The following is a 13,438-nucleotide window of genomic DNA, read 5'->3' on the forward strand; positions in this document are numbered from 1 at the left end:
TTATGCAAAATCCTTCCGCCCCTGTGGTTGAAACGCGCCAGGGCGCACTGTCAGGTTTAACCGATGAAAACGTTCACCTCTGGTGCGGTATTCCCTATGCCGCACCGCCCGTGGGGGCGTGGCGCTGGCGCTCTCCTCGGCCCCCTGAACGCTGGGATGGCCTGCGCGAGGCCACGGCTTTCTCGCCCTCAAGCTGGCAAAGCAGCGAGTATTGTCAGGAGTTAGGCGGCGGCGATCCGGGCCAGTTTTCTGAAGATTGTCTCTACCTTAACGTCTGGTCCCCCGCAGAGCGCGACGAGCCGCTTCCGGTTATGGTCTGGCTGCACGGAGGCGGGTTTACGATTGGTGCCGGGGGCCTGCCGCCGTATAACGGCAAAGCGCTGGCCACGCGCGGCGTGGTTGTCGTCACGCTTAACTACCGTCTCGGTCATCTCGGCTTCTTCGCCCATCCGGCGCTGGAAGGCGAGGAAGGGCGCGTGGTGCATAATTTTGCCCTGCTGGATCAGATCGCCGCCCTCGAATGGGTGCGGGAGAATATCGTCGGGTTTGGTGGCGATCCCGATAATGTGACCCTGTTTGGCGAATCCGCCGGCGCGCGCAGCGTGCTTTCTCTGCTGGCCTCGCCGCTGGCAGCAGGATTGTTCCATAAGGCGATTGTGCAAAGCGGGTACACCTTGCCGGACACGCCGCGCGAGCAGGCGCTGCAAAATGGGGAAGCGTTGGCCGCCCATTTCGGCCTGGAAAATGCGACCGCCGGGGAGCTGCGCGCCATTCCACCCGACGCGTTCTGGCCGCTCACCGCGCCGCTGAATATCGCCCCGGCGCCCATCGTCGGGGATTGCGTTCTGCCGGAAGCCATGCTGGACGTCTTTTTTGCCGCCCGTCAGCACCCGGTGCCGGTGATGATTGGCTCCAACAGCGATGAAGCTAGCGTGATGGCGGTGTTTGGCATCGATCTCGCCGGACAAATTCAGAAGCTTCGCCGGGAGCGTCGCTTCGGGCTGGGGCTGATTAAGCTGCTCTATCCGGGCGTGAAAGGCGATGAAGAGCTGGGCAGGCAGGTGTGCCGCGACATGGCGTTTACTACCATGGGCTATGTGGTGATGCAGGCCCAGCAGCGCGTGGGTGGATTGTGCTGGCGTTACTGGTTTGACTATGTCGCCGAGGCGGAACATGGCACGTATATCAACGGCGCCTGGCACGGCAACGAAATTCCCTATGTCTTCGATACGCTCGGCCAGGTGGAGCCTTCACGTCAGTATGCCAATGAGCGGGATCTGCAGTTTGCTGCCCAGGTGGCGGATTACTGGGTAAGCTTCGCGCGTGACGCGGGCCGTCGCGACATCCTGCCCGGGCCGACGCACTGGCCCGCGTGTCGCAAAGGTCGGGACGTTCTGTTACGCATTGGCGTGAATAAACATGCAGATTTCCGGCTTGAAAACCGCTTTATGCGTGCCCGCATGAGTCTCTTTAAAAGGGTAATGAAGCACCACGTCAGCCTCGATTAAGCAAACAGGCGCGAAACGCCGCGAGACCATTTTCCTCGGCAGGCGTTTCGCGCAGCACCAGCCGGTAGCTTGCGCCGGTTTTTATGCTTGTCTCGTAGGGCCGCATCAGCCTTCCAGCGTGAATATCTTCTGCCACCAGCGTTTCGTCGGCGATGGCGACGCCCAGCCCCTGAATGGCGGCCGTAATGGCGAGATCCATCGTATCGAAGTGTTGATTTTTGTGCATGGCAAAGCCTGGACCTTCCTGTTTCGTCAGCCACAGCGACCAGTCTGTCTTATCTCTTGTGGGGTGAAGGAACGTTAACGATCCCAGCGCTGCGCCCGCACGCACCGGGCTTATCACCGGGGTGAGCGCCTCTTCGAACAGCAGATCGCCTGCACTCATGTGCGTGCCGAACACGATGGCCGCGTCGTAAGATTCGGTTTTGAAATTGACGTTGTGATCGGTGGTGGTGGTCAGCGCAATTTGCAGGTCCGGATGCTCGCGCTCCACCTCCAGCAGGCGCGGTACCAGCCAGCGCATAGCGCAGGTGGGGGCCTTCAGCCGAATCACGGTGTGCTGGCTGCGGGCCTGGTCGGCCACGGACAGCAGCTGCTCGAAAGCGGACTGCAGCTCCGGAAGCAGGGCGCTGCCCTGCGGTGAGAGGCGCAGCCCGCGCGCGTGGCGTTCAAAAAGCGGGAAGCCAAACCACGCCTCAAGGGAGGCAATCTTACGGCTCACGGCCCCCTGCGTCAGACACAGTTCCGCGGCGGCATGGGTCAGATTGAGATGACGCGCGGTGACTAAAAATGCGTCGATGGCATTAAGGGGGAGCGAACGGCGTGACATAGAAAACACCTCAGCTATGCATTTTTCTCATGGCTATTATGACAACAATTCGATTGTCCCGACAGCAAAGATGTTGTTTGAATAGTTATGCAATGTCCATGAGAAGGGAAAGAGGATGACTTTACGAACGCCTGTGCAAACGCGCTCCAAACTGCCGGATGTGGGAACCACCATTTTTACCGTTATCGGCCAGCTCTCGGCGCAGCATAACGCGATTAACCTTTCTCAGGGCGCACCGAATTTCTCCTGCGACCCGAAGCTGATTGCGGGCGTCACCCGCGCAATGGAGACGGGGCATAACCAGTACGCGTCAATGACCGGCCTGCAGCCGCTAAAAGAACGTATTGCCGATAAAATTGCCACGCTCTACGGCACGCGGTATGACCCTGCCAGCGAGGTGCTGGTGACCGCCAGCGCCAGCGAAGGGCTCTATTCGGCAATAAGCGGGCTGGTGCACCCGGGTGATGAGGTGATCTACTTTGAGCCGTCATTTGACAGCTACGCGCCGATTGTCCGTCTACAGGGGGCAACCCCGATTGCCATCAAGCTCACGGTGCCGGATTTTGCCGTCAACTGGGATGAGGTTCGCGCCGCGATCACCCCGCGCACGCGCATGATCATCATCAATACGCCGCACAACCCGAGCGGCCAGGTCTTCTCCGCCAATGACCTGCAGCAGCTGGCGGCGCTGACGCGCAATACCGACATCATTATTTTGTCTGACGAAGTGTACGAACACGTCGTTTTTGACGGCGAGCCGCACCACGGGATGGCCACGCACCCGCAGCTGGCGGAGCGCAGCGTGATTATTTCCTCTTTCGGAAAAACCTATCACGTCACCGGGTGGCGCGTGGGTTACTGTGTTGCACCGGCGGTACTGATGGACGAGATTTGTAAAGTCCATCAATTTTTAATGTTTTCTGCCGATACGCCAATGCAGCACGCGTTTGCTGAGCATATGGTCGACCCGCAAACCTGGCTGTCGCTGGCGGCGTTTTACCAGCGCAAGCGCGATCTGCTGCACAGCCTGCTGGCCGATTCGCCGTTTACGCTGCTGCCGAGCGCCGGTTCGTTCTTCATGCTGGCGGACTACAGCCAGTTCAGCGACGAGCGCGACAGCGAGCTGGTGAAGCGGCTGATTGTTGAGTACGGCGTTGCAACTATTCCGCTGTCGGCGTTTTATGCGGACGGTACGGATAATAAATTGATTCGTCTCTCTTTCGCGAAAGATGAGGCGACGTTACGGGCAGGTGCCCAGGCCCTGTGTCGGGTTAAACCACGCTGAGGAGTTGTAGATGAAATTACGCGCGCTAGTTGTCGGCATGGGATTGCTGTGTACTTTTTCTTCTTTCGCGGCCAGCGAGCTGCGTTACGGCCTGGAAGCGGAATACCCGCCGTTCGAGAGCCGCAATGCGGCGGGCGAACTGGAAGGGTTTGACGTTGAGCTGGGGAACGCCATCTGCAAAGCGGCTGCGCTGAAGTGCAGCTGGGTTGAAACCTCGTTTGATGCGCTGATCCCGGGCCTGGTGGCGAAGAAATTTGACGCCATCAACTCGGCGATGAACATCACCGAGCAGCGCCGCAAGAGCATTGATTTTACCCAGCCGATCTACCGTATTCCGTCGCAGCTGGTCGGCAAGGCCGGTACGGCGGTTGAGGCAACGCCAGAAGGGCTGAAGGGGAAAACCATCGGCGTGCTGCAGGGGTCCATCCAGGAAACCTATGCGAAAGAGCACTGGGAAAAGCAGGGTGTCACCGTGGTGTCTTATAAAGATCAGAATATGGCCTGGGGCGATCTGCTCAATGGCCGTATCGACGCCTCGCTGGTCATGTCCGCGGCCGGGCAGGCAGGTTTCCTCAGCAAGCCGCAGGGGAAAGGGTTTGGCTTCATCGGCAAACCGGTGTCTGACGACACTATCCTCGGCAGTGGGATCGGTTTTGGGTTGCGTAAGGGTGACGAGGCCACCAAAAAGCAGCTTGATGCCGCGATTGATAAAGTACGTGCCGACGGCACGATCGCTAAACTCGCTGATAAGTACTTCCCGGGTATCGATGTCAGCGTAAAATAACCGCCTCATTAGCCCCGGTGAGTGATGTCGCACCGGGGCATTTTTACACACATTTCCCAGGCTTTCTTTACACCACTTTCGGGCCGTTCTGGTCGACAGAAAATATTTCTCACTTTGTTCAGATAATCACCGGCCAACAATTGGATTCTTAACCATTTTTGTTTAGGCTGTGCGTTCTTTCTTGCCGTCATTTCGCCGAGCGCGAAACACATTCACACGACCATAAGGACGTTTTTCCAGGCATGAATCGCAGACGTTTTCTAAAAGGCTCGCTGGCAGTGGCAGCCCTGAGCGGCACCTCTGGCCTTGCTTCCCTGTTTTCCAAAGCGGCATACGCTGCCGACTCTGACATTGCTGACGGCCAGAGCCGTCGTTTTGACTTCTCCGTACTGCAATCCATGGCGCATGACCTGGCGAAAACGCCGTGGGGTGGCGCGCCGCGTCCGCTGCCGGACACGCTGGCAACCATGACGCCTCAGGCGTACAACGCCATCCGCTACGATGAAAAACAGTCACTGTGGAACAACATTGAAGGGCGTCAGCTGGACGTGCAGTTCTTCCATATGGGGATGGGGTTCCGCCGCCGCGTGCGGATGTTCTCGCTGGACCAGTCGACCTCTATGGCGCGCGAGATCCACTTCCGTCCGGAGCTGTTCAGCTACGGCGAAACGGGTGTGGATACCAAACAGCTGGAAGGGCAAAGCGACCTCGGCTTTGCGGGCTTCCGCGCCTTTAAGGCCCCTGAACTGGCGCGTCGCGATATCGTCTCTTTCCTGGGCGCGAGCTATTTCCGCGCGGTGGATGACACCTACCAGTACGGCCTTTCCGCCCGCGGCCTGGCGGTAGATACCTTTACCGACACCCCGGAAGAGTTCCCGGACTTTACCTCCTTCTGGTTTGAAACCGTCAAACCGGGTGATACCACGTTTACCGTGTATACGCTGCTGGACAGCCCGAGCATCACCGGCGCCTATAAATTCGTGATCCACTGCGAGAAGAGCCAGGTGATTATGGAGGTGGAAAACCATCTCTACGCGCGTAAGGACATCAAGCAGCTCGGCATCGCGCCGATGACCAGCATGTTCAGCTGCGGCAATAATGAACGCCGCATGTGCGACACCATTCACCCGCAAATTCATGACTCCGACCGCCTGGCGATATGGCGCGGCAACGGGGAGTGGATCTGCCGTCCGCTGAACAACCCGCAGAAGCTGCAATTTAATGCCTATATGGACAAAAACCCGAAAGGGTTCGGTCTGCTGCAGCTCGATCGCGATTTCTCGCACTATCAGGACGTGATGGGCTGGTATAACAAACGCCCGAGCCTGTGGGTTGAACCGCGTAACGACTGGGGTAAAGGCGCGGTTGGCCTGATGGAGATCCCGACCACCGGCGAAACGCTGGATAACGTGGTCTGCTTCTGGCAGCCGGAAAAAGCCGTCAAGGCGGGCGACGAGCTGGACTTCAAATATCGTCTGTACTGGAGCGCCATGCCGCCGGTGCGCTCTCCGCTGGCCAACGTTTTCGCTACCCGTACCGGCATGGGCGGGTTCCCGGAAGGCTGGGCGCCGGGGGAAAATTACCCGAAAGTGTGGGCCCGTCGCTTTGCTATCGACTTCGTCGGCGGCGACCTGAAGGCCGCTGCGCCAAAAGGCATCGAGCCGGTGATTACGCTCTCCAGCGGTGAAGCGAAGCAGGTTGAGATCCTCTACGTTGAGCCGTTTGAAGGCTATCGCATCCTGTTTGACTGGTATCCAACCTCGGATTCTACGGAGCCGGTGGATATGCGCCTGTTCCTGCGCTGCCAGGGCGACGCCATCAGCGAAACCTGGCTGTACCAGTATTTCCCGCCAGCGCCGGATAAACGTCAGTATGTTGACGACCGAGTAATGCGTTAACTTTTGTGGGATTGTGCCGGGTGGCGGCTTCGCCTTACCCGGCCTACGTTTCAGTACTGTAGGCCCGGTAAGCGCAGCGCCACCGGGCGATGACGAGGCACCATGACATCTGAAATCATCCCCGTTTCACAACACATCGAACTACGTTCCGTCGAAGAGCGCTACACCGCCGACCTGCACAATCTCGTCGTCAAAAACAGAGCCTTTCTGCAAACCGCCTTTGACTGGGCGCAGCACGTGGGCAGCGAAGAGGATACCCGCCGCAACGTGCAGAGTAACCAGATGCTGCACCAGCGCGGCTACGCCAAAATGTTTCTGATCTTCAAGGATGATGCGCTGGTTGGCGTCCTGTCGTTCAACACCATTGAACCGACCAACAAAGCCGGCTACATCGGCTACTGGCTGGATGAAGATCATCAGGGGCAGGGCATTCTCTCCCGGTCGCTGCAGGCGTTTATGCGCTACTACGCCGAACGCGGTGAGGTCCGCCGTTTTGTGATCAAGTGTCGGGTGGCAAATCTGCAGAGCAACAACGTTGCCGTGCGCAACGGTTTTACGCTGGAAGGGTGCCTCCGGGAAGCGGAATACCTGAATGGCCGCTTTGACGATGTGAATATCTACGGGAAGATCGCGACGCTATAACGCCCCCAGCAGCGGGGTGCGGGTGATGCGCTGGTCGCCGTTAATCACCTTTTCGCCGCGCAGGTGAATGCTCTCCCCGGCAAAGGCTTCAATGACCGCATCGTCGGTGATTTCAACCCGGTGCTCAATAAGCACATCGCCGCTTATCCGCGCACGTCCCTGAATCACCACTTTATCATCCAGCATGATCGGCCCGCCGCGCAGCCAGGCCTGACCGCCAATCAGGACGTGGTGCTTGATGACGCAGTTTCCTTCCACCACCGCATTTTCCGCAATCTGAGAGCTATAGCGCACAGTCGGAATCGCATCCTCGTCAAAACCGGCAATCACGCGGGCGTTGCCATAGACCTTCGCGCAGTCGCACACCCAGACGTTATTCAGGTCATTACCTTCGAGGATGGCGTTGTCGAATACCTCGGCGCGGTGCTCAACAAAGGCAAAGTTGACCATCGCCTCGCCGTAGATTTGCGCCTGGTGCACAATGCGCGACTGGCTGACGGTCGCCTTATCGTAGATTTGCAGGATCTGTTCATGGTCCGGCGTCAGCCCTTTGGCAGCAATCACCACGCTGTGATGCAGTACGCGGGCCTCGCCGTAAATATGGCACTCGCCGCGCACGCAGGACTGCTGAATGGTGACGTTGTCACTTATGCGCGCGCCGTGGCTGACCTCTGCACCGTCAAGCCAGCAGCTGCCGCCGATACGGGCATCATGGCTGATGATGCACGGCAGGGTAAGACGCGCGTTGCCGGACACGATGGCACCGGCGAACACCACGCTGTTTTCATCGTAGATCCAGCAGTCGCCGTCCTGCGCGAGGGCGCGCTCATCGTCAACCCAGCCGCCTTTGGTTCCGGCCGTCACGTCGTTAAAATCCACTGTCGCGATAATTTGCCGCAGCGTCACAGAGTGGGTTGTCTCGCCGTTTTTCCATTGCCAAAGGCGTGTCTCGTCGCTAAGGCGATATTTGTTCATCTTTATGTCTCTGATAAGCGTCTTAACTAAACGTAGCAAATTTTTCGGTTTTCGAACGGCTGGCAACCAGGCGGTAAACGCCTTAAAATGGCATCCAAAATGCACTTTAAACGTATGCAGGCTCAGGAAAAAATAATGACCGTCGACGAGAATTACTTCACAGAGAAATATGGCTTAACCCGTACCCATTCAGAGGTGCTGTTCAGTGCGGAAAAGATAAAACCGGGTAAAACGCTGGATTTGGGCTGCGGCAATGGCCGTAACAGCCTCTTTCTGGCGGCTAACGGTTACGAGGTGACCGCGTGGGACAAAAACCCGATGAGCATCGATAATATCGAGCGCATCAAGGCGGAAGAAGGGATCGACAACCTCCATACGGCGGTTAAAGATCTCAACGGCCTGAGCTTTGACGGCGAGTACGATTTCATTCTCTCCACCGTGGTGCTGATGTTCCTGGAGTCAAAAACCATCCCGGGACTTATCGCCAATATGCAGCGCTGCACAAAGCCGGGCGGCTACAACCTGATTGTTGCCGCCATGGATACGGCGGATTATCCATGCACCGTGGGTTTCCCGTTTGCGTTTAAAACCGGCGAGCTGAGCAACTACTATGAAGGCTGGGAGTTACTCAAATACAACGAAGACGTTGGCGAACTGCACCGCACCGACGAAAACGGTAACCGCATCAAGCTGCGCTTTGCCACGATGCTGGCGCGCAAGCCCGCTTAACGTGCGGCCAGCAGGCAGATCTGCAGCGCAGTCTTGTAAGACGCCTCGAACGACGACAGCGGCAGGAATTCAAACTTCGAGTGGAAGTTATGCGCGCCGGTGAAGAAGTTCGGCGTGAGAAGCCCTTTTGCCGAGAGCGCCGCACCGTCGGTACCGCCGCGCATGGGCGTCGGCTTCGGCGTGATGCCGAGCGATTCCATCGCCTCAAACATCAGGTCGATAGCGCGTCGGTCTTCGCCAATCGCATTGCTGATATTGCTGTAGGTATCTTCAATGCGATAGTCCACCCTGGCCGTTGGATGCTGGGCGGCAATCAGCGCGGCAACGTCGGCAATTTGCTGCTTGCGGGCGGCAAAGCTGTCCTTGTCAAAGTCCCGGATATTGGCTTTAAGAACGGCCTCGTTCTGCCCGGCCTGAATGCCGTTAAACCAGATATAGCCTTCACGCCCCTCGGTGCACTCTGGCGTTTGCTGGCGGTCAAAATGGTTGATGTAGTCAGTCGCCATCAGCAGGGGATTCACCAGCACGCCTTTGGCGGACATCGGGTGCGCGGTTACGCCGGTAAAGCGGATTTCAGCGGCTGCCGCATTAAAGTTCTCGTAGACAATTTCGCCCAGCTCGCAGCAGTCAATGGTCCAGGCAAAGTCGACGTCGAAGCGCTTAAGGTCCAGCGCCTTGGCGCCGTTCAGGCCGATCTCTTCATCAGGCACAAATGCCACGACGATATCCCCATGCTGATGTTCCGCCGTCAGGTTTTCCAGCACCGTCATGACGACCGTGACCGCCGATTTATTATCGGCGCCTAATACGCTGGTTCCGTCGCTGAAAATAATCTCCTCATTCGGGTAAGCCAGAATTTCAGGGTGCTCCTTAACCCGCAGCCAGATGTCTTTATCTTTATTCAGACAGAGATCTTCACCGGTAAAGGTTAATATTTGTGGATGAATATCCGGTGATAATCCCACGTCCACGGTATCAATATGGGTAATAAAGCCGATGCGCGGCGCACCGGGCACGTTGCCTTTTTTTACCGCCGTTACCGTGGCGAATTCGTCAATCACGATGTCGTCTAACCCCAGCTGTGACAGCTCCTGCGCCAGCTCCCGCGCCATGTCGTGCTGGCCCGGCGTTGAGGGCAGGGTTTTGACTTTGGGATCGCTCTGGCTGGTAATAGCGAGATAGCGGAAAAAACGGTGCGTTAATTGTCTGGAAAGCGGCGAGCCCATAGTGATTTGTTCCTTATTTATTTTTCGGGTGTTTGCCACATCACTTTAATGTTATTTATGAAATGGCAAAAGAATTAATTAGCCGTCGAATTAAAAAGACAGGAATAAATGATGAAAAGCAAACTCACAACTCTCGCGCTGGCACTCGCTGCACTCACGGTCAGTTCCACCGTTGCCGCGAAAACGCTGGTGTATTGCTCCGAAGGATCGCCGGAAAATTTTAATCCTCAGCTATACACCTCGGGAACCAGCGTGGACGCCAGCGCCGTGCCGGTCTATAACCGGCTGGTCGATTTCAAACCCGGCACCACGGAGCTGGTGCCGAGCCTGGCGGAGCGCTGGGAGGTCAGCGACGACGGCAAGGTTTATACCTTCCATCTGCGTAAGGGCGTCAAATTCCAGAGCAATAAATCCTTCACGCCGACCCGCGACTTTAACGCCGACGACGTGATTTTCTCGTTTATGCGGCAGAAAGACGTGAATCATCCCTACCACAACGTCTCTAACGGCAGCTACTCCAACTTCGAAAGTCTGGAGTTTGGCAGCCTGATAACGAGCATTGATAAAGTGGATGACCACACCGTGCGCTTTACCCTGGCGCACCCGGAGGCGCCGTTTGTCGCCGATCTGGCATGGTATTTTGCCTCGATCCTTTCCGCGGAGTATGCCGACGCGATGCTCAAAGCCGGCACCCCGGAGAAGGTGGATATGGAGCCCATCGGCACCGGACCGTTTAAGCTGGCACAATATCAGAAGGACTCGCGGATCCTGTTTACGGCGTTCGCCGACTACTGGCAGGGGAAATCGAAGCTGGATCGGCTGGTGTTTAGCATCACACCGGATGCCTCCGTGCGTTTTGCCAAAATCGAGAAGAACGAATGTCAGGTGATGCCGTTCCCGAACCCGGCGGACCTGCCGCGCATGAAGGCGAACAAAGACATCAACCTGATGAGCAAAGCCGGACTGAATACCGGTTTTCTGGCTTTCAATACCCAAAAGCCGCCGCTGGATAACGTAAAAGTCCGTCAGGCGCTGGCGATGGCCATCAATAAACCGGCCATCATTGACGCCGTGTTCCATGGCACCGGCACTGCGGCGAAGAACCTGCTGCCGCCGGGCGTCTGGAGCGCTGACGGCGAGCTTAAGGATTACGATTACGATCCCGAAAAGGCAAAGGCGCTGCTGAAAGAGGCCGGTTTTGCCAACGGCGTGAGCGTCGACCTGTGGGCGATGCCGGTGCAGCGTCCGTACAATCCGAATGCGAAACGAATGGCGGAGATGATTCAGGCCGACTGGGCGAAAATCGGCGTACAGACCAACATCGTCACCTACGAATGGGGCGAATACCTGAAGCGCGTGAAGGGCGGCGAGCATCAGGCCGCGCTGATGGGCTGGACAACCGCAACGGGCGATCCTGACAACTTCTTTGGTCCGCTGTTTACCTGCACCTCGGCAAACGGCGGGTCAAATTCGGCGAAATGGTGCTATAAGCCCTTTGACAAAATTATTGCGGAAGCAAAATCAACGACCGATCGCGATAAACGCGTGGCGCTGTATAAACAGGCTCAGCAGATGATGCATGACCAGATGCCCGCGGTGATGATTGCGCATTCAACCATTTTCGAACCGGTGCGCAAGGAGGTGACGGGCTACGAAATCGACCCGTTTGGCAAACATCTGTTCTGGCAACTGGATATAAATCAGTAATTTTTCACTGCCCGGCACGCCTCCGGGCAGTCTTTTCGCAATTTGTGCTCCCCGCATCATTTTTTGTCACAACAAACCCACTCGTCTTTTGCTATAACTTCAAATGCATACTTGCAGATAACATGGAAAACTATCATGCGTACTCAAACTTTTTTTAAAGTTGCAGTGCTTACTGGTCTGTTGGCGCTGGCGGGCTGTTCTTCAAAAGTCGCCGCTCCCGAACAATACTCCGGCTTTTTAAAAGACTATTCAGGCTTACAACAGACAACATCTGCGACGGGAAAACCCACGCTGCGTTGGGTTGACCCTTCCTATAACGAAGCGAATTACGACAGTATTCTCTGGACGCCGATTACTTATTATCCAACCCCAAAACCAACCACTCAAATTGGGCAAAAAACGCTTGATGAGCTGTTGAATTACACCAATAACAAAATGAAAACGGCTATTGGTACGCGTAAGCCAATTGTGACCACGCCGGGTAAACACAGCCTGATTTTCCGCGGTGCCATTACTGGGGTGAGTTCGCAGAAAGAGGGTCTGCAGTTCTATGAAGTGGTGCCGGTCGCGCTGGTGGTAGCGGGTACGCAGATGGCAACCGGGCATCGCACCATGGATACGCATCTCTTCTTTGAAGGCGAGCTGATCGATGCAGCCACTAACAAACCGGTCATGAAGGTGGTGCGTAAAGGCGAAGGTAAAGATCTGAACAACGAAAGTACGCCAATGACCTTTGCGACGCTGAAGCAGGTTGTTGATGATATGGCGACAGATGCCACCATGTTTGATGTGAAAAAAACCGCTAAATAAAATAAAACGGCCTGCGTAATGCAGGCCGTTTTATTTACGCCGTTCGTAAGCGCCTGAACCAGGTTTCCGGTTTGGTAAACATCACCATATTTCCCCCCAGAATCAGCACTAATCCCACGATACCGTTGATATGCCAGACGTAGCCTTCATACACCGTGGAGATGGACAAGGCCACCAGCGGGAAGAGCAGCGTACTGTAGGCCGCTTTGCCCGGACCAATGCGGCCCACCAGCGTGAAGTAGGCGCCAAAGGCAATGACTGAACCAAACAGCGCCAGATAGAGCAGTGCGCCAACGTAGCTGAAGGTCCACTCCGGCGCGAAGCTGTCGCCTCTGAACAGGGCAATGCAGCCCATCACCAGCGTGCCGTAGAGCATCGCCCAGGCGTTGGTGGTCATGGTTTCCAGGCCTCTGCGCTGATGGCGCATGCTGATCATATTGCCCAGCGAGAAGCCGTAGGTGCCGAGCGCGGAAAGACCAATCCCGGTCAGGAGCGACGCGCTCCAGCCGCTGGCCAGAAGATCGTCCCAGAAGAGGTTGACGATCCCGACGAGCCCCAGTGCCGCCGCCGTCCAGAAACGCGCCGGCGGGCGCTGCCCGAAGAAAATAAAGCTGTTAATGGCGTTATAGAGCACGGCCATGGAGAAGATCACCGATTCCAGCCCGGTGTTGATGTGTGAAGCGGCGGTGTAAAAACACCAGAAGTTAAAGCAGAAAACGCAGCATCCCTGGAGCATGCAATAAAGGTGATCCCGCAGCGCCAGCTTGCGCAGACGGCGCAGGGCGATTAACACCACCATCATCGTGAGGCTGGCGACGGCGAAACGCCAGAAAATAGAGACGGGCGCGGCTACGGTGCCCTGCTGCAGGAAAATCGCAATCCAGGTGGTTCCCCAGATGACCACCACCAGTCCGTATAATAATGCGTTCATACTTATTCTCTTCTCAAACCACGGAAGCCCGCAGTATGGCGCTGAGATTCGCAACGGGCTTTCACCGGCTTGCGGGTGACTTGCAAAATCTTGCGCTTTTTTCTTCCACGGGGA

Annotated in this window: 12 protein-coding genes; 8 read left to right on the forward strand and 4 right to left on the reverse strand. The window is 56.6% G+C overall.

Features of this window, described 5'->3' with window-relative positions:
* The first annotated feature begins 2 nt into the window (after positions 1 to 2).
* Positions 3 to 1,508 (forward strand): carboxylesterase/lipase family protein, encoded by a 1,506-nt coding sequence (locus L370_RS04550; RefSeq protein ID WP_023335670.1) that lies wholly within the window; start codon positions 3 to 5, stop codon positions 1,506 to 1,508.
* Here the strand turns inward: L370_RS04550 and L370_RS04545 are convergent.
* Positions 1,495 to 2,337, reverse strand: a complete 843-nt coding sequence (locus tag L370_RS04545) for a LysR family transcriptional regulator (RefSeq protein ID WP_023335671.1) — start codon at positions 2,335 to 2,337, stop codon at positions 1,495 to 1,497. The two genes, L370_RS04550 and L370_RS04545, sit on opposite strands and share 14 nt — an antisense overlap.
* A 115-nt stretch (positions 2,338 to 2,452) precedes the next feature.
* Between L370_RS04545 and L370_RS04540 the strand changes: the two genes are divergently transcribed.
* The 4 genes from L370_RS04540 to rimL all read left to right on the forward strand — a co-directional run bounded on the left by L370_RS04540 (position 2,453) and on the right by rimL (position 6,946).
* Positions 2,453 to 3,622 carry a pyridoxal phosphate-dependent aminotransferase gene (locus L370_RS04540; RefSeq protein WP_023335672.1) on the forward strand — a complete coding sequence of 390 codons (1,170 nt, stop codon included), beginning with the start codon at positions 2,453 to 2,455 and terminating at the stop codon, positions 3,620 to 3,622.
* 10 nt (positions 3,623 to 3,632) lie between these two features.
* A complete protein-coding gene (locus tag L370_RS04535) occupies positions 3,633 to 4,406 on the forward strand; it encodes a transporter substrate-binding domain-containing protein (RefSeq protein WP_021242531.1) in 774 nt (257 codons plus the stop codon).
* Positions 4,407 to 4,648: 242 nt separating this feature from the next.
* Entirely contained in the window at positions 4,649 to 6,304 is a 1,656-nt protein-coding gene (locus L370_RS04530) for a glucan biosynthesis protein D (protein WP_023335673.1), read from the forward strand.
* Between the two features lie 102 nt (positions 6,305 to 6,406).
* Positions 6,407 to 6,946, forward strand: coding sequence for a 50S ribosomal protein L7/L12-serine acetyltransferase (gene rimL, locus L370_RS04525; protein ID WP_023335674.1), 540 nt, complete (start codon positions 6,407 to 6,409; stop codon positions 6,944 to 6,946).
* On the opposite strand, the gene ydcK is transcribed toward rimL, so the two are convergent.
* Entirely contained in the window at positions 6,941 to 7,921 is a 981-nt protein-coding gene (gene ydcK, locus L370_RS04520) for a YdcK family protein (RefSeq protein ID WP_023335675.1), read from the reverse strand. The two genes, rimL and ydcK, sit on opposite strands and share 6 nt — an antisense overlap.
* 99 nt (positions 7,922 to 8,020) lie before the next feature.
* On the opposite strand from ydcK, the gene tehB reads away from it, so the two are divergent.
* The gene (gene tehB / locus L370_RS04515; RefSeq protein WP_255344018.1) at positions 8,021 to 8,650 is read left to right on the forward strand and encodes a tellurite resistance methyltransferase TehB; all 630 of its coding nucleotides are present in this window, start codon (positions 8,021 to 8,023) and stop codon (positions 8,648 to 8,650) included.
* Here the strand turns inward: tehB and pepT are convergent.
* A complete protein-coding gene (pepT, locus tag L370_RS04510; RefSeq protein WP_023335677.1) occupies positions 8,647 to 9,876 on the reverse strand; it encodes a peptidase T in 1,230 nt (409 codons plus the stop codon). The genes tehB and pepT overlap by 4 nt on opposite strands.
* A gap of 111 nt (positions 9,877 to 9,987) precedes the next feature.
* Between pepT and L370_RS04505 the strand changes: the two genes are divergently transcribed.
* Complete coding sequence (locus L370_RS04505; protein WP_023335678.1) at positions 9,988 to 11,583, forward strand: ABC transporter substrate-binding protein; 1,596 nt, start codon at positions 9,988 to 9,990, stop codon at positions 11,581 to 11,583.
* Positions 11,584 to 11,718: 135 nt separating this feature from the next.
* Complete coding sequence (locus L370_RS04500; protein WP_023335679.1) at positions 11,719 to 12,393, forward strand: DUF3313 domain-containing protein; 675 nt, start codon at positions 11,719 to 11,721, stop codon at positions 12,391 to 12,393.
* A gap of 34 nt (positions 12,394 to 12,427) precedes the next feature.
* On the opposite strand, the gene L370_RS04495 is transcribed toward L370_RS04500, so the two are convergent.
* Complete coding sequence (locus L370_RS04495; protein ID WP_023335680.1) at positions 12,428 to 13,324, reverse strand: DMT family transporter; 897 nt, start codon at positions 13,322 to 13,324, stop codon at positions 12,428 to 12,430.
* Positions 13,325 to 13,438: the final 114 nt, after the last annotated feature.

The sequence above is a fragment of the Enterobacter sp. MGH 24 genome (genome assembly GCF_000493015.1).
Classification (GTDB): Bacteria; Pseudomonadota; Gammaproteobacteria; order Enterobacterales; family Enterobacteriaceae; genus Enterobacter.